19 protein-coding genes are annotated in these 18,922 nt (G+C 68.0%); 15 read left to right on the forward strand and 4 right to left on the reverse strand.

Annotation, left to right across the window (positions count from 1 at the left end):
• Both Q0C57_RS16710 and Q0C57_RS21150 read left to right on the forward strand, forming a co-directional pair.
• The coding region (locus Q0C57_RS16710; protein WP_296577817.1) for an OmpA family protein at positions 1–502 on the forward strand (502 nt) is incomplete at its 5' end.
• Between the two features lie 10 nt (positions 503–512).
• Positions 513–1,256, forward strand: a complete 744-nt coding sequence (locus Q0C57_RS21150; protein ID WP_366937844.1) for a hypothetical protein — start codon at positions 513–515, stop codon at positions 1,254–1,256.
• Between the two features lie 292 nt (positions 1,257–1,548).
• Here the strand turns inward: Q0C57_RS21150 and flhA are convergent, their stop codons facing one another.
• Complete coding sequence (gene flhA / locus Q0C57_RS16720; RefSeq protein ID WP_296577818.1) at positions 1,549–3,612, reverse strand: flagellar biosynthesis protein FlhA; 2,064 nt, start codon at positions 3,610–3,612, stop codon at positions 1,549–1,551.
• 235 nt (positions 3,613–3,847) lie between these two features.
• Between flhA and Q0C57_RS16725 the strand changes: the two genes are divergently transcribed.
• From Q0C57_RS16725 to Q0C57_RS16750, 6 genes are all read left to right on the forward strand, one after another.
• On the forward strand, positions 3,848–4,225 hold the full coding sequence (locus Q0C57_RS16725) for a hypothetical protein (protein ID WP_296577820.1): 378 nt from the start codon (positions 3,848–3,850) through the stop codon (positions 4,223–4,225).
• Between the two features lie 122 nt (positions 4,226–4,347).
• The gene (gene fliF, locus Q0C57_RS16730; RefSeq protein WP_296577916.1) at positions 4,348–6,036 is read left to right on the forward strand and encodes a flagellar basal-body MS-ring/collar protein FliF; all 1,689 of its coding nucleotides are present in this window, start codon (positions 4,348–4,350) and stop codon (positions 6,034–6,036) included.
• On the forward strand, positions 6,033–7,118 hold the full coding sequence (gene fliG / locus Q0C57_RS16735) for a flagellar motor switch protein FliG (protein ID WP_296577822.1): 1,086 nt from the start codon (positions 6,033–6,035) through the stop codon (positions 7,116–7,118). The genes fliF and fliG overlap by 4 nt, the downstream gene beginning before the upstream one ends.
• Positions 7,119–7,128: 10 nt before the next feature.
• Positions 7,129–7,767, forward strand: a complete 639-nt coding sequence (locus Q0C57_RS16740; protein ID WP_296577823.1) for a FliH/SctL family protein — start codon at positions 7,129–7,131, stop codon at positions 7,765–7,767.
• Positions 7,768–7,817: 50 nt separating this feature from the next.
• A complete protein-coding gene (gene fliN, locus Q0C57_RS16745) occupies positions 7,818–8,129 on the forward strand; it encodes a flagellar motor switch protein FliN (RefSeq protein ID WP_296577918.1) in 312 nt (103 codons plus the stop codon).
• A gap of 13 nt (positions 8,130–8,142) precedes the next feature.
• Positions 8,143–9,522, forward strand: a complete 1,380-nt coding sequence (locus Q0C57_RS16750; protein WP_296577825.1) for a sigma-54 dependent transcriptional regulator — start codon at positions 8,143–8,145, stop codon at positions 9,520–9,522.
• A 33-nt stretch (positions 9,523–9,555) separates the two neighbouring features.
• Here the strand turns inward: Q0C57_RS16750 and Q0C57_RS16755 are convergent, their stop codons facing one another.
• Entirely contained in the window at positions 9,556–9,711 is a 156-nt protein-coding gene (locus Q0C57_RS16755; RefSeq protein ID WP_296577827.1) for a DUF2256 domain-containing protein, read from the reverse strand.
• An 83-nt stretch (positions 9,712–9,794) separates the two neighbouring features.
• On the opposite strand from Q0C57_RS16755, the gene Q0C57_RS16760 reads away from it, so the two are divergent.
• The 5 genes from Q0C57_RS16760 to Q0C57_RS16780 all read left to right on the forward strand — a co-directional run bounded on the left by Q0C57_RS16760 (position 9,795) and on the right by Q0C57_RS16780 (position 15,265).
• Positions 9,795–10,526 (forward strand): SDR family oxidoreductase, encoded by a 732-nt coding sequence (locus Q0C57_RS16760; RefSeq protein WP_296577829.1) that lies wholly within the window; start codon positions 9,795–9,797, stop codon positions 10,524–10,526.
• Positions 10,527–10,534: 8 nt separating this feature from the next.
• Entirely contained in the window at positions 10,535–12,106 is a 1,572-nt protein-coding gene (locus Q0C57_RS16765; protein WP_296577830.1) for a cryptochrome/photolyase family protein, read from the forward strand.
• Positions 12,107–12,215: 109 nt separating this feature from the next.
• Positions 12,216–13,220: a nitronate monooxygenase family protein gene (locus tag Q0C57_RS16770; protein ID WP_296577832.1), complete on the forward strand. Its 1,005-nt coding sequence runs from the start codon at positions 12,216–12,218 to the stop codon at positions 13,218–13,220.
• 110 nt (positions 13,221–13,330) lie between these two features.
• A complete protein-coding gene (locus Q0C57_RS16775; protein WP_296577834.1) occupies positions 13,331–14,131 on the forward strand; it encodes a DUF2189 domain-containing protein in 801 nt (266 codons plus the stop codon).
• Positions 14,132–14,233: 102 nt separating this feature from the next.
• Complete coding sequence (locus Q0C57_RS16780; RefSeq protein WP_296577836.1) at positions 14,234–15,265, forward strand: ABC transporter substrate-binding protein; 1,032 nt, start codon at positions 14,234–14,236, stop codon at positions 15,263–15,265.
• A gap of 19 nt (positions 15,266–15,284) precedes the next feature.
• On the opposite strand, the gene Q0C57_RS16785 is transcribed toward Q0C57_RS16780, so the two are convergent.
• Positions 15,285–16,211 (reverse strand): polysaccharide deacetylase family protein, encoded by a 927-nt coding sequence (locus Q0C57_RS16785; RefSeq protein ID WP_296577838.1) that lies wholly within the window; start codon positions 16,209–16,211, stop codon positions 15,285–15,287.
• A 180-nt stretch (positions 16,212–16,391) separates the two neighbouring features.
• Here Q0C57_RS16785 and Q0C57_RS16790 point away from each other — a divergent pair, with 180 nt between their 5' ends.
• Entirely contained in the window at positions 16,392–17,363 is a 972-nt protein-coding gene (locus Q0C57_RS16790) for a D-2-hydroxyacid dehydrogenase (protein WP_296577839.1), read from the forward strand.
• 117 nt (positions 17,364–17,480) lie between these two features.
• Positions 17,481–18,380, forward strand: a complete 900-nt coding sequence (locus Q0C57_RS16795) for a PHB depolymerase family esterase (protein WP_296577841.1) — start codon at positions 17,481–17,483, stop codon at positions 18,378–18,380.
• Positions 18,381–18,392: 12 nt separating this feature from the next.
• On the opposite strand, the gene Q0C57_RS16800 is transcribed toward Q0C57_RS16795, so the two are convergent.
• Positions 18,393–18,905 (reverse strand): YHS domain-containing (seleno)protein, encoded by a 513-nt coding sequence (locus Q0C57_RS16800; protein ID WP_296577843.1) that lies wholly within the window; start codon positions 18,903–18,905, stop codon positions 18,393–18,395.
• Positions 18,906–18,922 lie beyond the last annotated feature (17 nt).

Here is an 18,922-nt window from a genome sequence, read left to right on the forward strand (position 1 = left end):
CTCGTCGGCCGCCGGCTCGGGCGCTGCCGGGACAACGGCTGCCTCCGCCGCCGGTTCTGCGGCAGCCCCGCCGCCGGTGCCGGCCGCGATGCCGCCGCCCCCCGCCCCCGCCCCGGTTTGGCTGCCGCCGCCCGACTGCGCGACGATCATCCAGACCGCGCTCGAGGGCGACCGCATCCTCTTCGACTACTGGAAGGCCGAACAGCGCGCCGAGCACGGACCGGTGCTCGACCGTCTCGCTGCCGGAATCAAGCGCTGCGGCGCCGGGGCGCGGATCGAGGTGGCGGGTCATACCGACAGCCACAACTGGACGGGGCAGAACCAGAAGCTCTCCGAGGATCGCGCCGGGGTGATGCGCGCCGAACTCGTGCGGCGCGGCGTCGAGGCATCGGCGCTGGTCGTGGTCGGCCATGCTGCGAACCGGCCCGTCGCCCCGAACGACTCGGAGGAGGGCCGGGCCCTCAACCGCCGGGTCGAGTTCCACGTCCTGCCGCGCAATTGAGGAGAGGGTGATGCTGTATCTCGTCCAGACCTTCGCCGCTCCCCTGCTCCTCGCCCTCGCCGGTGGTCTCGCCGTCGGTTGGGTTACCTCCGACCGGGAGGATCAGGGGCCGAGCCCATGGGCCGCGCTTGCCATGACGGTCTTCGCGCTCATGGTGGTGGCTGCGGCCCTGAACTGGTTGCCGGGCCGCCCCGGCCTGTGGCTCGACACGGTGGTGCTGTTCGGTGCCGCCTATCTCCTCGGATGTCTCGTCGGTGCCTTCGCCCGCGTCTTCACCGACAAGGCCGAGGAGGTCGCAGATCCCCTGCAGCCCCTGGCTGCGGCGGGGCAGGCCTTGGCTGCAGGCACCGCGGCTGTCAAGGCGGTGGCCGGCTCGGCGGCTGCCGCATCGCCCCCGGCGACGGCCAGCGCCCTGGCGGCGTCCGAGGCCATGGCCCAGGGCAGCAAGCCGCAGGGCGTCGTCGCGCCACGCTCCGGCAAGGCCGACGAACTCGAACTGATCCGCGGCATCGGACCGCAGAACGAGGCGCGCCTCCATGCGCTCGGGATCTACCATTTCGACCAGATCGCCGCCTGGACGGCGAAGGAGGCCCAGTGGGTCGGCGGCTATCTCGCCTTCCCCGGCCGCATCGAGCGCGAGGACTGGATCGGCCAGGCCAGGGTGCTGGCTGCCGGCGGAACCACGGCCCATGCCGACCGCGTCAAGCGCGGCGAGATCGCCAGCACGCCCGACGGAAAACCGCCGGCCACATGAGGATTGCCCTGCAACGCAGAGGGCCCCGGCTGTCGATGCCGGGGCCCTCTGTCGTGGCGGTGACTGCCGTCAGATCAGGTAATGGACGCCGGCGGCGATGATCAGCGTCCAGACAACGAAATTGACGGTGATGGTGGCCAGAACAGCCCTGGCTGGAGACATGTGGAACCTCATCGCAAAGCCTCGCCCCGATGGGACAGACCCCGTCCGTCGTCTGTTCTAGCGCAGGGCGGCCGGACGTCGATGAAAGGATGAAGGCAGGGTTAACCGAGCGTCCCGGCGTGGGGCGCCGTCAGACACTGCCCACCGTCTTCAGGCGGACGCGCGGATGGATCTCCGCCTGGCTGAGGACCGGCGTCTGGGCGCGGAAGCGCTCGACGATGGAGCGCACGAAGGGCCGGATTCCGGGGCTGGTGAGCAGGACCGGCGCCTCGCCCATGCGTGCGGCATCCTCGAAGGAATCGCGCACCAGCATGATGAATTCCGACAGTTTGGACGGCTGCATGGCCAGCTGGCGGTCGTCGCCCTGGCCGACGATGGAATCGGCAAAGGCCTGTTCCCAGGTGGGCGACAGGGCGATGAGGGCGAGGCCGCCGTCATAACCGGCATATTGGGCGCAGAGCTGGCGGGCGAGGCGCGAACGCACGTGCTCGGCGATCTGGGCCGGTGACCGGGTGAAGGCGACCGCTTCGGCGATGCCCTCGAGGATGGTCGGCAGGTCGCGGATGGAGACGCGCTCCGCCAGAAGCGTCTGCAGGACACGCTGGATGCCGGAAATGGTGATCTGGCCGGGCACCAGATCCTTGATGAGGTCGCCCTGGTCCTTGGGCATCTCCTTCATCAGCTTCTGCACCTCGGTATAGCTGAGGAGGTCGGAGACATTGGCCTTGAGGATCTCGGTGAGGTGCGTCGACAGCACGGTCGCGGCATCGACCACCGTGTAGCCGCGCACGCTCGCCTCTTCCTTCAGCGCCGCATCGACCCAGGTCGCCGGCAGCCCGAAGGTTGGCTCGGTCGTGTGGACGCCCGGGAGGTCGACCTGGCCGCCGGCCGGGTCCATGACCATGAACTGCATCGGCCAGATCTGGCCCTGGCCGGCATCCACCTCCTTGACGCGGATGATGTACTGGTTGGGCGGCAGCTGCACATTGTCGAGGATGCGCACCGAGGGCATGACAAAGCCCATGTCGGAGGCGAGCTGGCGGCGCAGCGCCTTGATCTGGTCGGTCAGGCGGTCCGAACCCCCTTCCGACTGGACGAGCGGCAGCAGGCCGTAGCCGAGCTCGATCTTCAGGTCATCGATCTTCAGGACGGAGGACATCGGCTCCTCCGCCGGGGGTGCGGCGGCTGCCGCCACCTCGGCGGCCTGGGCGACATCCGCGTCCCGGGCGATGCGCTTGGATTCCTCGCTGAGCGAATAGGCGGCCCAGCCCGCCAGGGCCGCGAGGCTGGCGAAGGGCAGGAAGGGGATGCCCGGCAGGAGCGCCATGGCGCCCATGACGCCGGCCGAAAGACCCAGCGCCTTCGGATAGCCGGTCAGCTGTTTCAGCATCGCCTGGTCGGCGGAGCCCTGGACGCCCGCCTTGGACACCAGGAGGCCGGCGGAGGTCGAGATGATGAGGGCAGGGATCTGGCTGACCAGGCCGTCGCCGACGGTGAGGATCGTGTAGGTCCGCGCCGCCTCGAGGAAGGGCATGCCCTGCTGGGCGACGCCGATGATGAGGCCGGCGATGATGTTGATGAAGGTGATGAGCAGGCCGGCGATGGCGTCGCCCTTCACGAATTTCGAGGCACCGTCCATGGCGCCGTAGAAGGCGCTCTCGTCTTCCAGATCCTTGCGGCGTGTCTTGGCGGTCTGCTCGTCGATCAGGCCGGCGGAGAGATCGGCGTCGATCGCCATCTGCTTGCCGGGCATGGCGTCGAGAGAGAAGCGCGCCGCGACCTCGGCAATGCGGCCCGAGCCCTTGGTGATGACGATGAAGTTCACGATCACCAGGATGGCGAAGACGATGATGCCGATGACGAAGGAGCCGCCCATCACGAAATTGCCGAAGGCCTCGATGACATGGCCGGCAGCGGCGGTGCCCTCGTGTCCATGCGACAGGATCAGGCGGGTCGAGGCCAGATTCAGCGCCAGCCGCAGCATCGTGGCGATGAGCAGCACGGTCGGGAAGGACGAGAATTCCAGCGGCTTGTGGATGAACAGCGCGGTCATGAGGATCATGACCGAGGAGATGATCGATACCGCCAGCATCAGATCGAGGACGATCGCCGGCAGCGGGAAGATCAGGATGACCAGGATGCCGATGACGCCGACGGCCATCCACAGGTCGGGACGGCGCAGCCAGCCGGTCATCTGGCCAACCGACATGCCACTGGCCGTTGCGCGCTGTCTGTCGGCTAATGCCGTATCGCTCATGCCCGGTCCCCGGCCGCAAACACGCGCGGATTCGCTGAATCGTCCTGGGCAAGAATTGCCGGGCAGATGGTTAACGGGAGGTTACCCGGCGGCGCTGCGCCGGCGCTTGTTCCCGGCCTGGAGGAATGGCAAAGCTCTGGACGGGCGACGCTGCCCTCTCATGGAGCCCGCGATGGCCGATTTCCGTCTGTCCGGCGCCGGCGGCACGCCCGGTGGCCTGATCCCCTTCTTCGTCGGCCTCGGCATGACGGTCGCCGGGGCCTATCTCTTGACCAACCAGGTCTCCGTCCATGGGGGATCGTGGACTCTGGGCGGCTATTCGGCCTTCGGCCTGTCGCTTGTGCCCATTCTTTTCGGCATCGGCATGCTGTTCTTCGACGGCTCGTCGCGCTTCGGGTTCCTGCTCCTTTTCGCCGGCGTGGTCATCATCGCCGCCGGTATCCTGGTCAACCTGACCATCTATTTCGTGCCCACCAGCCTCTTCAACACACTGATGATGCTCGGCCTGACAGCCGGCGGAATCGGGCTCGTCCTGCGCTCGCTGCGGTAAAATCGTCAGTCCGCCCCAAAACGCACGGCCGCGTTAACCATCCGGTAACCACCCACCCGGCAAATCTTGCCCAGCGAACGGCGGCAGGCCGCGTCGCCTGGGACCGGATGGCTGGTGGCGTCTTGAACGGCATGATGGAGTTCATGAAGAAGCTGGGAGCGCCCCGCCTCGCGGCGATGGGGGCGGTCTCGCTCGGCCTGGTCGGGTTCTTCGTCTACATCATCCTCAGGATGAGCCAGCCGCAGATGGCGCTGCTCTTCTCCGATCTCACGCTGGAGGATTCGGCGCAGGTCGTGAAGGAACTGGAGCGCCGGCAGGTAAAGTTCCAGCTGCGCAACGATGGCGCGCAGGTCTTCGTCCCGCAGGAACAGGTCGCCCGGGTCCGCCTTCAGCTCGCCGAGGGCGGGATGCCGCGCGGCGGCGGTGTCGGCTACGAGATTTTCGACAAGGGCGACGCGCTCTCCTCCACCTCCTTCGTCCAGAACATGAACCAGCTGCGGGCGCTGGAAGGCGAGCTCGCCCGGACCATTCGCGGCATCGAGCGGGTGCAGTCGGCGCGCGTCCACCTGGTTCTGCCCGAGCGCGCCCTGTTCTCGCGCGAGCGGAGCGAGCCCTCCGCCTCCATCGTTCTCCGAGTGCGCGGCGGGCTGGAGCCGCAGCAGATCCGCGCGGTGCGCCATCTCGTCGCCTCGGCGGTCAGGGGCCTGTCGCCGCAGCGCATCTCCATCGTCGACGAGGGCGGCCGGCTCCTCGCCGACGGGGCAGGCGATGCCACGGGCATGATGGGGTCCACGGTCGACGAGCGGAAGGCCGGCCAGGAGCGCCGCCTGCGCGAGCAGGTCGAGAGCATCATCGCCTCGGTCGTCGGTCCCGGCCGGGCCCGCGTCCAGGTTGCCGCCGACATGGACTTCAACAGGGTCACGCAGACTTCCGACGATTTCGACCCGGAGCGCCGCGTGGTCCGCTCGACCCAGACGCGCGAGGAACAGTCCAGCTCCAACGAGGGTCGTGGCGACGGGCAGGTGACGGTCGGCAACGAGCTTCCCGGCGCCAACCAGACCGGCGCCGGCGCCAATCCATCGCGCGAGGCGAGCCGCAAGACCGAGGAAACGGTCAATTACGAGATCGCCCGCACCCAGCGCACCGAGGTGATCGAGGGCGGTCGCATCAGGCGCGTGTCCGTGGCGGTTCTGGTTGACGGCATCTATGCCCGCGACGCCCAGGGCAACGTCAACTATCAGCCCCGGTCGGCGGAGGAGCTGGAGCGGATCGGCGCGCTGGTCCGTTCGGCCATCGGCTTCGACCAGCGCCGCGGCGATCAGGTGGAGATCGTCAACCTGCGCTTCGCCGAGGCGCCGCAGCTGGCTGCGCCCGAGGCCGAGCGGCCCTGGTGGATGGTCTATGACTTCACCAAGGAGGACATCCGCTACGCCATCGAGCTCGTCGTGCTGCTGCTCGTGTCGCTGCTGGTCATGCTCTTCGTCGTCCGCCCGCTGCTCCGCCGCATCGTGGCGCCGGAGGAGACGCCAACGGCGGCCCTGCCGGCCGGCAGCACCGGCAACGCCGCGGTGCGGACCGAGGCCGCCGCGGGGGGCGAGACCGGTGAACGCGGCGACGGCACGGTAGCGGTCAAGGCGCCGCCGCTGGCGCCGACCGCCGAGAGCCCCACGATGAAGATGATCGAGATCGCCCAGATCAAGGGCGAGGTGCACCAGGCCTCGCTCGCGAAGGTCGGCGAACTGGTCGAAAAGAACCCGCACGAGACGGTGTCGATCATCCGCCAGTGGCTGAATGACGGGGAACCGAAATGACCATCGCCCAGATGGAACGCGACGCGGAATTCGGCAAGGCCCTCGCCGCCCTGTCCGCTGAGGGCCGCGTCAACACGCTCGCCGCCAAGGGGCTGAATGGCCACCAGCGCGCCGCCATCCTGATGCTGACGCTGGGCGACAAGGTCTCCGCCCGGATCTGGAAACTGCTCGACGACGACGAGATCCGCGTCCTGTCGATCGCCATGTCGCAGCTCGGCACGGTCGAGCCGGACGTCGTGGAAAGCCTGATGCTCGAATTCGTCGGCCGTCTGTCGGCCGCCGGCGGCCTGATGGGCAATTTCGACGCGACCGAACGCCTTCTCTCGCAATTCATGCCGTCGGACCGCGTCGCCAGCCTGATGGAGGAGATCCGCGGACCTGCCGGCCGCAACATGTGGGAGAAGCTCTCCAACGTGCAGGAGCAGGTGCTCGCCAACTACCTGAAGAACGAGTATCCGCAGACGGTTGCGGTGGTGCTGTCAAAGATCAAGCCGGAACATGCCGGCCGGGTCCTCGCCATCCTGCCGGAGGAATTCGCCCTCGATGTCGTCGGTCGCATGCTCAAGATGGAGGCGATCCAGAAGGACGTCCTCGAGCGCATCGAACAGACGCTGCGCACCGAGTTCATGTCGAACCTGTCGCAGACCTCCCGCCGCGACAGCCACGAGGCCATGGCGGAGATCTTCAACTCCTTCGACCGGCAGACCGAGACGCGTTTCATCACCGCCCTGGAAGAGCAGAGCCGCGACTCGGCCGAGCGCATCAAGAGCCTGATGTTCACCTTCGACGACCTCGCCAAACTCGATGCCGGTTCGGCCCAGACGCTGGTCCGCCAGGTCGAGAAGGACAAGCTGGCCATTGCCCTCAAGGGTGCCAGCCAGACGATGCGCGACTTCTTCCTGGCGCAGATGTCGACCCGCGCCGCCAAGATGCTGCAGGACGACATGCAGGCGCTCGGACCGATGCGCCTCAAGGACGTGGACGAGGCGCAGGGCGTTCTCGTCAACCTCGCCAAGGATCTGGCCGCCAAGGGCGAGATCATGATCTCCAAGAATCGTGCCGACGACGAACTGGTCTTCTGAGGGCATGAACGTGGCAGCACCGGTCAAATATCTCTTCGAGACGGAGTTCGGGCAGGAGGCCAAGCGCGCCGCCGAGCCGCGGATCGCGCTGTCCGAACACCAGCAGCTGGTCGCGCTGGCGCGCCAGGAAGGCGAGGCGGCCGGGTTCATCGCCGGCGAGACCAGGGCCATGGCCTCGGTCGAGCGCCAGCGCGCCATCGCCCTCGGCGATCTCGGTGACCGGCTGACCGTCGCCGCTGCCGCGCTGACCGCCCTGGAGGGGCGGCTGGAGGCAGAGGCCATCGACATCGCGGTGGCGGTCGCACGGAAATTGTCCGAGGCTCTCGTCGCCCGCGAGCCGCTGGTCGCCATCCGCGATCTCGTGTCCGACTGCTTCGCCAATCTGCGCAGCGCGCCGCATCTGGTCGTCCGCGTCAGCGACGAACTGCTTGAGGACGCCCGCACAGAACTGACAAGGCTCGCCGCCGAGCGCGGCTTCGACGGGCGCCTGGTGATCCTCGCCGAACCGGGCGTCCCGCTTGGCGACTGCCGCATCGAATGGTCGAGCGGCGGCGTCATGCTCGACCGTGACGAGACCGCCCGCCGCATCGCCGAGGCGGTCGGCCGCTATATCGCCTCCACTTCCGGTACCGCCGAGGCCCTGTCATGACCAACCCGACCGAAACCGGCATGCCGCTGCCCGATCTCGAGAATGACGGCATGGACGTGGTGCCCGGCAGCAATGCCGGCATGGAGGTGGACGAGGGCGCCGACAACAGTTCCAAGGACGCCGCGGATCTGGAAGCCGTCTTCGACGTGCCGGTCAATGTCTCCGCCGTCCTCGGCCGCTCGCGGCTGGATGTCGGCGAACTCCTCAAGCTCGGCCCGGGCACGGTTCTCGAACTCGACCGCAAGGTCGGCGAGGCCATCGATATCTATGTGAACGATCGTCTCGTCGCGCGTGGCGAAGTGGTTCTCGTCGAGGACCGCCTCGGCGTCACCATGACCGAAATCATCAAAGCCGAGCGCTGAAGGAAACCGAACGATGCGCCTCCTGATCGTCGGAACACTCAAGGGCCAGCTTTCCATCGCCACCAAGATGGCGGTGGACAAGGGTGCGGCCGTCACCAATGCCGAAGACATCGAGACGGCCTTGCGCGTCATGCGCGCGAAGGGGGCCGACCTTGTCATGGTCGAAGTGACGATGGACGTCAGGGCGCTCGTCCAGGCCTTCGCCGACGAGATGATCGCGGTGCCGATCGTCGCCTGCGGGACCTCGAACGACGCCCGCGCGGCGGTGGCGGCGATCCATGCGGGTGCCAAAGAGTACATCCCGCTGCCGCCCGACCCGGAACTCATCGCCGCGGTGCTGGCGGCGGTCGCCGACGACGCCAAGCAGCTCATCTACCGCGACGAATCCATGGCGCGCGTCGTCCAGCTCGCCAATCAGGTGGCGGGCTCGGATGCCTCCATCCTGATCACCGGCGAGAGCGGCACCGGCAAGGAGGTGCTGGCCCGCTATGTCCACACCAAGTCGAACCGGGCGAAGGCGCCCTTCGTGGCGGTGAACTGCGCCGCCATTCCCGACAATCTGCTGGAGAGCGAACTCTTTGGCCACGAGAAGGGCGCCTTTACCGGCGCCGTGGCCCGCCGCATCGGCAAGTTCGAGGAGGCCAATGGCGGCACGCTGCTTCTCGACGAAATCTCTGAGATGGACATCCGCCTGCAGTCCAAGCTCCTGCGCGCCATCCAGGAGCGGGTCATTGACCGTGTCGGCGGCAACCGCCCGGTGCCGGTCGACATCCGCATTCTCGCGACCTCCAACCGCACGCTGGCGGACGAGGTGCGCAAGGGCACGTTCCGCGAGGATCTGCTCTACCGGCTCAATGTCGTGAACCTGAAACTCCCGCCGCTGCGCGAGCGGCCGGCCGACATCCTCGAACTCGCCGGGCATTTCGCCAAGAAATATGCCGAAGCCAACGGCATGGCACCCAAGCTGCTCTCGGCGGAGGCCCGACGCCAGCTCACGGTGGCCCGCTGGCCGGGCAATGTGCGCGAACTCGAGAACACGCTGCACCGCGCCGTGCTGCTCTCGACGGGCCCCGAGATCGGCGTCGACGCCATCCGCTCGCCTGACGGCGCGCGGCTCGACGAGCGCCGCGGTCCCGATCAGGTGGCGGCGCAGGCGGCGATCGCGGCGGAGGCGGTGACACGCGGTCTCGTCGGCCGCACCGTCGCCGATGTCGAGCGCGACCTCATCCTCGACACGCTCGGCCATACGCTCGGCAACCGCACCCATGCGGCCAATATCCTCGGCATCTCCATCCGCACGCTGCGCAACAAGCTGAACCAGTATGCCGACGAGGGCCATGCCATCCCGCCGCCGCCGCAGGGCGAGGCGCGCTACGAGGCCCGCTACGGCTGATCCGTCCGGATCGCCCGTCGGCAGCGCCCTTGGCTAGCCGGCCTGCTTCGGCCGGGCCGCGCGGCAGCGGTCGGAGCAATAGCGGACCTCGTGCCAGACCCGTTCCCATTTCTTGCGCCAGGCGAAGGGGCGCCCGCAGGTCGCGCAGGTCTTCTGCGGCAGGTCTGCCTTGCGGATCATCTTCGCCATCGCGCATCCGTCCCTGAACCGCCGCCCGGTGCCCGCCGTATCACGATGACCGGCCACAATGCCGGCAGCGGAACAGCGGCATCATGGCGGATACCTTCCTCATCTACGGCGGCTCGGGCGGCATCGGATCGGCGCTGGCGCGCCGGCTGCACGGCCGCGGGCATCGGGTTCACCTGGTGGCGCGCGACCGTGAACGCCTGGTCGCGCTGGCAACCGAGATCGGCGCGAGCTTCTCGGTGGCCGACGTCGCCGATCGCGCCAGCATCGCGGCAGCCGCGGCCGAGGCCGGCGACAGGCTCGCGGGCCTTGCCTATTGCGTCGGCTCGATCAACCTGAAGCCCGTGGCGCGTCTCACCGATGCCGATTTCACCCGCGACTTCGAGATCAACGCCCTCGGTGCCGTGCGTGCCGTCCAGGCGAGCCTCCCGGCCCTCAAGGCCCATGACGGGCCGACGGCTGCGATCCTTCTCGTCTCGACCGTGGCGGTGGCCCAGGGCTTTGCCGCCCATGCCTCCGTCTCCATGGCCAAGGGTGCGGTGGAAGGCCTGACCGTGGCGCTCGCCGCCGAACTCGCCCCGAAGATTCGCGTCAATTGCGTCGCGCCCTCGCTGACGCGGACGCCCCTGGCCAAGGCGCTGACCGGGTCGGAGACCATGGCCAATGCCATCGCCGCGCTGCATGCGGTCCCGCGGCTCGGCGAGCCGGACGACGTGGCGGCGCTCGGTGCACTTCTGCTCGACGCCGAAGCGGGCTGGATCACCGGCCAGATCATCGGCGTCGATGGTGGCCGCTCCATGCTGCGCACCAAGGGCTGAGGCCGGTCTTGCCGACGCTGCGCCTCGTTCTCGGGGACCATCTGTCGCGTGACGTCGCCGCCCTCGACGGCTTGGACGCGGCCGGCGACGTCGTGCTCATGGTGGAGGTGGCGGCGGAGACAACCTATGTCCCGCATCACAAGCAGAAGATCGTCTTCATCCTCGCAGCGATGCGGCATTTCGCCGAGGCGCTGCGGGGGGAGGGGATCAACGTCGATTATGTGCGGCTCGACGACCCGGCCAATGGCGGCAGCTTCACCAGCGAGTTGATGCGGGCGCTGACGCGTCATGCCGTCGACCGCATCGTGGTGACCGAGCCCGGCGAGTGGCGGGTACGCGCCATGATGGAGGATTGGGCCGCGGCGACCGGGCTGCCGGTCGAGATCCGCGAGGACGACCGGTTCTTTTGCCCGCGCGGCCGCTTCGCCCGCTGGGCCGAGGGGCGCAAAGCATTCCGCATGGAGTTCTTCTATCGCGAGATGCGGCGCGAGACGGGGCTGCTGATGGAGGGCGGCCAGCCCGCCGGCGGGCAATGGAACTATGACGCCGAGAACCGCAAGGCCCTGCCGAAGGACGCGCGGCTGCCGCGGCGCCTGCGTTTCGCACCGGACGCGATCACCCGGGCGGTGATGGATCTGGTGAGCACGCGTTTCGCCGGTCATTTCGGCGACCTCGAAGCTTTCGGCTGGGCGGTGACGCGGGCGGATGCCCTCATGGCGCTCGATCATTTCATCGCCGAGGCGCTGCCGGCCTTCGGCGACGTGCAGGACGCGATGAAGCGCGGCGAGCCCTTCCTCTATCACGGTCTTCTCTCGCCCTATCTGAATGTCGGACTGCTGACGGCCCGGGAGGTCTGTCTGGCGGCCGAGACGGCCTGGCGCCGCGGCACCGCTCCGCTCAATGCCGTCGAGGGGTTCATCCGCCAGATCCTCGGCTGGCGCGAATATGTCCGCGGCATCTACTGGCACCAGATGCCCGCCTATGCCGAGACGAATGCGCTGAACGCCACGCGTCCGCTGCCCTGGTTCTACTGGTCCGGAGAGACCGATCTCGCCTGTCTGGCCGAGGTGGTCGGCGACACCCGCCGCAACGCCTATGCCCACCATATCCAGCGGCTGATGGTCACCGGCAATTTCGCCCTTCTCGCCGGCATCCGGCCGGCGGAGGTGGAGGCCTGGTATCTCGCCGTCTATGTCGATGCCTTCGAGTGGGTGGAACTGCCCAATGTCCACGGCATGGTGATGTTCGCCGATGGCGGGCTCCTCGCCTCCAAGCCCTATGCCGCGTCGGGCGCCTATATCGACCGGATGTCCGATTATTGCGCGGGCTGTGCCTATGATCCGAAGGTGAAGATCGGCAAGGGGGCCTGCCCGTTCAACCTGCTTTACTGGCGCTTCATCGCCGAGAATGCCGGCACGCTCAGCGGCAATCCGCGGATGGCCATGCCCTACCGGACCTGGGAAGGCATGGAGAGCGGCCGCAAGGTGCAGATCCTGACTGAGGCGCGCGCCTTCCTCGACGGGCTGGATGCACGCCCGGCGGGCCCATCGCGCGGGCGCCCGGCGATGCTCGACCTCTAGCTGCGTCACGCCATCCGCCGACCGGGAGGGCTTCCGCAAGGCGATCCGATCGGCTTTGATGCGACGTGTCGATACACGTCACGAAACAATTGGCCCCGGAACGCTCCCCATGTCGCTTCCCGCTTCGCTCGCCAGCCGCCTGCAGCTCCCGGCCATCGGGTCGCCGCTGTTCATCGTGTCGAACCCCGACCTCGTCATCGCCCAGTGCAAGGCCGGCATCGTCGGCTCCTTCCCGGCGCTGAACGCGCGGCCGGGCCCGGTGCTGGAGGACTGGCTCAAGCGAATCACCGAGGAACTGGGCGCCTATGACGAGGCCAACCCGCATGCGCCATCGGCGCCCTTCGCGGTCAACCAGATCGTCCACAAGTCCAACGACCGGCTCATGCACGATGTCGAGATGTGCGTGAAATACAAGGTGCCGGTGGTCATCACCTCGCTCGGCGCGCGCCCGGAACTGAACGACGCGATCCATTCCTATGGCGGCATCACGCTGCACGACATCATCAACATCACCCATGCCAGGAAGGCGCTGGAGAAGGGCGCCGACGGGCTCATCGCCGTGGCCGCCGGGGCCGGTGGCCATGCCGGCACGCTCTCCCCCATCGCCCTGATCCAGGAGATCCGTGAGTTCTTCCAGGGGCCGCTGGTGCTGTCGGGCGCCATCGCGACGGGCCGTGCCATCCTCGCGGCCCAGGCGATGGGGGCCGATCTCGGCTATATCGGCTCGGCCTTCATCGCCACGAAGGAGGCCAATGCGACGGAGGCCTACAAGCAGGCGATCGTCGACGGGACCGCCGGCGACATCGTCTATTCGAACCTGTTCACCGGCGTGCACGGCAATTACCTGCGCGCTTCCATCGTCAATGCCGGTCTCGACCCGGACAACCTGCCGGAGAGCGATCCCTCCAAGATGAGCTTTGGCTCGGGTGGCTCGGAGAAGAGCAAGGCCTGGCGCGACATCTGGGGTTCGGGCCAGGGCATCGGCGCCGTCAAGGCGGTGGAGAGCGCCGGCGAGTTCATCGCGCGGCTCAAGCGGGACTATGCCGCGGCCTGCAAGGGCCTTGCCGGCGTGACCTCCTGGCCGCTGCGCGAGGCCCAGCGTCTCGCCGGCTGAACCACGGAACGGCTTGACGCGGCGCGCGAGCGCGTCATCCTCTCACCCGTCCCCCCGAAAGTCGCCGGCCACGAAGCCGGCCACGTCATGCCATGCGGGGAGGCACCATCATGACCGATACATCGGCAGCGGGCATCGCGCCGCGACCGCCGCAGCCTGTGATCAAGATCGCCACGGTCGAGGACATCAAGGCGGCGCTGGAGGCGGCCTGGGGCGACCTGAGGGCCGCGCCGGCCTTTGGTCTGTTCTTCGGCGCCATCTACTGGCTCGGCGGGCTGACGCTGCTGATACTGCCCGCCCGCTTCGGCTATGCCTGGGCGGTGTTTCCTCTCGCCGCCGGTTTCGCGCTGATCGGCCCCTTCGTTGCGGTCGGTCTCTACCAGGTGTCGCGCCTGCGCGAACAGGGCATCCGGCCGAGCTGGGGGGCGGTGCTGGCCATGGTCTGGCGGCAGGGCGGGCGGGAGCTCTCCTGGCTCGCCTTCCTCACCATCTTCGTCTTCATCATCTGGATGTACCAGGTGCGCATGCTCTATGCGCTGTTCTTCGGCTTCGCCAGCCTCGACCCCGTGCTCTTCGCCAAAGCGCTGTTCCTGACCACCGACGGCTGGACCTTCCTGGCGATCGGCACCGCCGTGGGCGCGGTGATGGCGCTTTTCACCTTCTCCATCACCGTGGTCTCCTTTCCGCTGCTGCTCGATCGCGACCTCGACATCGTCACCGCCGTCATCACTTCGGTGCGGACCGTGCAGGCGAGCCCGGTGGTCATGCTCGGCTGGGGGGCGGTCACAGCGGTCGTCGTCTTCCTCGCCATGGCGCCGCTCTTTGCCGGCCTGCTGGTGGTGCTGCCGCTCTGGGGCCATGCGACCTGGCATCTCTACCGGCGGCTGGTCAGTTTCGGTCCGCCCGACTGAGACGACGGCAACCTGTCTGGTCCTTATGGCAAAGTTCTTGCGTCGGTTCCCTCCGTGACTGTCCGGCCGCCATCGCGCGGCCTTTTCCGCGGAGCCAGACCCATGATCACCCGACGCGCAGCCACTGCCGGCCTCGGCCTCGCCCTGTTCGCCCCCGCGGTGCGGGCGCAGGCCCTGACGCCCATCAAGTTCACGCTGGGCTGGAAGACCCAGGGCTCCGATGCGCCCTATTTCGTTGCCCGCGACAAGGGCTACTTCCGCGAGGCAGGGCTCGACGTGACCATTGACCAGGGCGAGGGCTCGGGCGCCACGGTCACGCGCATCATGGGCGGTGCCTATGATGCAGGCTTCGGCGACATCAATGCGATCATTCAGAATGCAGCGACCCGCCCGGCCGACACGCCGGTCATGGTCTACCAGATGTGGAACCAGCCGCCCTTCGCCATCGTGGCGAAGAAATCGACCGGCATCGCCACGGTGAAGGACCTCGAGGGCCGCAAGCTCGGCGGTGCTCCCGGCACGCCGACGACCCGCCTCCTGCCGGTCTTCGCCAAGGCCAACAACCTCGACATGGCCAAGCTCACTGTCACCAGCATGGCGCCGAACCTGCAGGAGCCGATGCTGATCCAGGGCCAGATCGATGCGGCGCTGGTCTTCAACATCACCAGCTATTTCAACCTGGTGCTGAATCGCCAGGACCCCGACAAGGATTTCGTCTGGTTCGCCTTCGGCGACCACGGTCTCGATCTCTATTCCAACGGCATGATGGTGTCGCAGAAGCTGCTCAGGGACAATCCGCGGGCCGTGGCCGGCCTGGTCAGGGCCGTCAACCGCGCCAATGTCGAGGTCGCCGCCGACCAGAATATGGGCATGGCCGCGGTGCGGGCCTTCGACGGGCTCGTCAACATCCCGGTCGAGAAACGCCGCCTGCAATATGCCTTCGACAAGCTGATCATGTCGCCCGAGCTGAAGGAGATCGGTGCCGGCGACGTGAAGGACGACCGGCTCGCGCGCGCCATCGGGATGGTGGTGACCGGCTATGGGCTGACGCGCACGCCGGCGCCGGCAGAGATCTTCAACCGTGCATTCCTGCCGGCCCGCGGCGAGCGCGAGATGACCTACACGATGACCTGAGGCGGGCGCCGCGGGGGGCTCAGGCCCCCCGCGACCCCGGAACGATCCCCTCCGGCAGGGCGGCGACATGGTCGGCGATGGCGCCGGCCGTGGCCAGCCAGACATCGTCGCGGCGCAGGGCGATATGGGCGAGGGCCCGGCGCAGCTGGCGCAGGCGGTAGGGCTGGCCGACGATATAGGGGTGGAGCGCGATGCCCATGACCAGCGGCATGGCGCGCGACTGGTCCAGCATCTCCTCGAACTGGTCGATGATCATGTCGGCGAACTGGCTCGCGGAATCCTTGCGCGCGACAATGGACGGGATGTCGTTGAGCTCCTGCGGATAGGGCATGGAGAGGATCCGCCCACCACCACGGGTCGCGAACCAGACCGGCTGGTCGTCCTGGCACCAGTCGAGCAGATAGGTATAGCCGCCCTCGGCGAGGAGATCGGGCGTCACCGGGCTCTGCGAGATCCAGGGGCCGAGCCAGCCCTTCGGGGCCTTGCCCTCGGCGGCGGCGATGACGGCCGTCGTCTCGCCGACCAGCGTGCGCTCACCGGCCTCGTCGAGCAGGCCCTGACGCTCGGAATTGGTCCGGCCGTGGCCGAGGACCTCGTCGCCGCGCGCGCGAAAGGCGTCCATGACCTCCGGGCAATAGCCGTAGATCGATGCATTGACGAGCACGGAGGCAGGCAGGGCGAGCGTGTCGAAGAGGTCGATCATCCGCCAGATGCCGACCCGGTTGCCATAGTCGCGCCAGGCGTAGTTGAGGACGTCTGGCTGCGGCCCGCCGGGGGCGAGTTCGGCGCCGAGCCCGGTACCGAAGGCGAAATGCTCGAGATTGACGCCGAGATAGACGGCGAGCCGCTTGCCCTCCGGCCAGTCATAGACCGGCCGGCGGGTGATGGCGCTGTAGGCATAGCGCCCGTGGGAGGGCAGGGTCGGCGGTATGGGTGGCTGGGTCATGATCGCAAGGGCATGAAAGGACTGGGAGAGCAGGGCAGCGTGCCGAAAGGCTGTGACGCTTTGCAAGCGCCGTACCGCGGCAGGCTCCATGCGCGCCGGCCTGTGGACCGTCCCGCGCGCCGCCATTGCCTTCCCCGCGCTTCTGGGGATGATCGGCCGGCCCTTCATCCCGGATGATCCATGACCGCCTTGCCCGCGCTTTCCGACCTGACCATCGGCTTCGGCCATTCCGCCTATCGCCTCGGGGAGGAGTTCGCCCGCCGGAACACCGGCATCCGCTTCGCGGAGTTCCGCTCCGCCGCGGAGTTTCACCAGCGCATCTGCGATTTCGACGTCGTCTGCGTCTCCGCCTTCTGGCGGGGCGCGCCGCTGGAACAGGCGGGGAAACTGCGATTCATCCAGTCGGTGAGCGCGGGGATCGACGTCTTCGCCCTCGACGCGCTGAAGGCCCGCGGCGTGCGTCTTGCCAGCGCCCAGGGCGCCAATGCCATCGCGGTGGCCGAGCACGCCATGGGGCTGACGCTGGCGCTGTCGCGGATGATCCACACCGCCCGCGACAACCAGGCGCGCAAGCACTGGCGGGGCATGATCTCGGATCCCCTCGCGCGCGAGGACGAACTCGCCGGCAAGACCATGCTGATTGTCGGGCTCGGCGGCATCGGCGGGCGCCTCGCGCGCTTCGCCAAGGCTTTCGACATGCGCGTCATCGGCCTCAAGCGGGACACCAGCGTCCGTGTGGACAATGTCGATGCGCTGGTCGGTTCTGCCGATCTGGACCGGGCGCTGGGCGAGGCCGACATCGTGGCGCTGACCTGCCCGCTGACGCCGGAGACGCAGGGGCTGATCAATGCCGAGCGGCTGAAGGCGATGAAGCCGACCGCCCATCTCATCAATTGTGCGCGTGGCAAGGTCGTGGACGAGGATGCGCTGGTGGCTGCACTTCAGGCTGGCACGATCGCCGCGGCCGGCCTCGACGTGACGCGCGAGGAGCCGCTCCCCGAGGCCTCGCCGCTCTGGACGATGGAGAATGTGCTGATCACCCCGCATACGGGCGGCGAGACGGCGTCCTATGAGAGGCGCGTCGTCGATCTGCTGGTGGAGAATCTCAGCCGCCTGTCGCGGGGCGAGCCGCTGGTGAACCAGATCCTCTGACAGGACATCGCTCACCGCGGCCAGGTTGCCTTTCGTCCCCGGATACCTCCCAATCCGGATGTGATGATTCGCTCCGGTGGTCGAGGTCGATGGCTGGCGACCGTGGCAGGGCTGGCGATGGCTCTCGTCGCCCTGGCCGGGGGCGTTCGGCCTGCCGCAGCGCAGGGCGCCGTCACGATCACCTACCAGATGCCGGGCGGCAATCGCACCGTGCTGATGACCGACTTCTCAGGCGGCCGCCGTGCGCCGCTGGTCATCGTCCTGCACGCGGCGGAAGGATCTGCCGACCAGATCAGGCGCTATCTCACCTGGGACGAGATCGGCAAGCGCGAGAAACTGGTCGTCGTCTATCCCCAGGGCGTTCGCGGGTCATGGAACGACGGTCGTCCGGCCGATGGCCGCCGCTTCAACCCGCTGCAGCGCGTCGACGACGTCGCCTTCATCCGCAACCTCGTCGCCGATCTCAACAACAAGGGCCGCATCGACCGCCGGCGCGTCTATGTCGTCGGCATTTCTGCTGGCGGGCACATGACGAACCGGTTGATCTGCGAGGCGAGCGACCTTTTCGCCGCCGCGGCGCCATTGCTCGCGACGCTGTCGGTCCGGTGGACACGGTTCTGCAGCGGCCAGCCGCTGCCGGTCCTGATGGTCGCCGGCACCGAGGATCCGATCACGCCCTTCGGCGGCCGGGCCGGTGGCGCCGACCCCGACAGTGCCCTCCACCCGGTGATGGACACGTTCGCTTTCTTCCGCAGCCGCAACGGCTGTCTGTCAGCTGGTGAACGCGTGCTGCCCGAACAGGAAACCTCGGACAATTCGCGGGTCTTCCTCACCGAAGGCACGGGCTGCCAGCATGCGGTGCGCCTCTACCGAGTGGAAGGCGGCGGCCATCACACGCCGACCCAGCTGGACCGCCGGCAGAGGCCGCCGATCGGTGCCCTGCTGGGGCAGCAGAACCATGACATCGAGACGGACGAGGAGATCTGGGCTTTCTTCGCCGACAAGCGGCGGCCCTGACCCAGCCCCTGGTCAGGGAACGAGCAGCGCCTTCACGGCGGGCCAGCGCATCTCGGCGCGGTCGAGGGCCTGTTCCGGATCGGCGGAGAAGGCCTGCCGGTTGGCTTCGGAATGGAAGACATAGAGGCGATCGCGGTAGAGCGCCCAGACCGAGGGATGGCCGGCGGTCGGCAGGCCGTCGCCGATGGCGATGGGGTCGTGACCGCCGAAGCGCGGCTCGTAGATGGATGGGTCCTGCATGAAGGCCTCCCGGTTGCCTTCATTGATGAACCGCCAGGTGGCGCCGGCCCAGGACAGTTCATAGGTCGCTGAGCCCTGGCGCGGGGCCTGTTCGGTGAAATAGGCGACGGGGTCGAAGCCGAAGATGGCGAGGCCGGTCAGCCGGTCCGTGACGATGCGCTCGGTGGTGGCGGCGCGGGTCCCGGTCTCGCTGGTCATGGCGATCAGCACGGCGATGCCGGCATACAATCCCGTGATCGCCAGCGTCCAGGCGAGCGGGCGCAGAAACTGCCTCATCACCGACATGATCTCACCTGATTCTG

This window comes from Phreatobacter sp. (assembly GCF_022843985.1).
In the GTDB taxonomy this organism is placed as follows: Bacteria; Pseudomonadota; Alphaproteobacteria; order Rhizobiales; family Phreatobacteraceae; genus Phreatobacter.

Bases quoted from the DNA above. Each gene is read 5' to 3' on its own strand.
- Q0C57_RS21150 (WP_366937844.1), top strand. From the start codon at position 513: ATGCTGTATCTCGTCCAGACCTTCGCCGCTCCCCTGCTCCTCGCCCTC.
- flhA (WP_296577818.1), bottom strand. From the start codon at position 3,612: ATGACCGGCTGGCTGCGCCGTCCCGACCTGTGGATGGCCGTCGGCGTC.
- Q0C57_RS16725 (WP_296577820.1), top strand. From the start codon at position 3,848: ATGGCCGATTTCCGTCTGTCCGGCGCCGGCGGCACGCCCGGTGGCCTG.
- fliG (WP_296577822.1), top strand. From the start codon at position 6,033: ATGACCATCGCCCAGATGGAACGCGACGCGGAATTCGGCAAGGCCCTC.
- fliN (WP_296577918.1), top strand. From the start codon at position 7,818: ATGGACGTGGTGCCCGGCAGCAATGCCGGCATGGAGGTGGACGAGGGC.
- Q0C57_RS16750 (WP_296577825.1), top strand. From the start codon at position 8,143: ATGCGCCTCCTGATCGTCGGAACACTCAAGGGCCAGCTTTCCATCGCC.
- Q0C57_RS16755 (WP_296577827.1), bottom strand. From the start codon at position 9,711: ATGGCGAAGATGATCCGCAAGGCAGACCTGCCGCAGAAGACCTGCGCG.
- Q0C57_RS16760 (WP_296577829.1), top strand. From the start codon at position 9,795: ATGGCGGATACCTTCCTCATCTACGGCGGCTCGGGCGGCATCGGATCG.
- Q0C57_RS16770 (WP_296577832.1), top strand. From the start codon at position 12,216: ATGTCGCTTCCCGCTTCGCTCGCCAGCCGCCTGCAGCTCCCGGCCATC.
- Q0C57_RS16775 (WP_296577834.1), top strand. From the start codon at position 13,331: ATGACCGATACATCGGCAGCGGGCATCGCGCCGCGACCGCCGCAGCCT.
- Q0C57_RS16780 (WP_296577836.1), top strand. From the start codon at position 14,234: ATGATCACCCGACGCGCAGCCACTGCCGGCCTCGGCCTCGCCCTGTTC.
- Q0C57_RS16785 (WP_296577838.1), bottom strand. From the start codon at position 16,211: ATGACCCAGCCACCCATACCGCCGACCCTGCCCTCCCACGGGCGCTAT.
- Q0C57_RS16790 (WP_296577839.1), top strand. From the start codon at position 16,392: ATGACCGCCTTGCCCGCGCTTTCCGACCTGACCATCGGCTTCGGCCAT.
- Q0C57_RS16795 (WP_296577841.1), top strand. From the start codon at position 17,481: ATGGCTCTCGTCGCCCTGGCCGGGGGCGTTCGGCCTGCCGCAGCGCAG.
- Q0C57_RS16800 (WP_296577843.1), bottom strand. From the start codon at position 18,905: ATGTCGGTGATGAGGCAGTTTCTGCGCCCGCTCGCCTGGACGCTGGCG.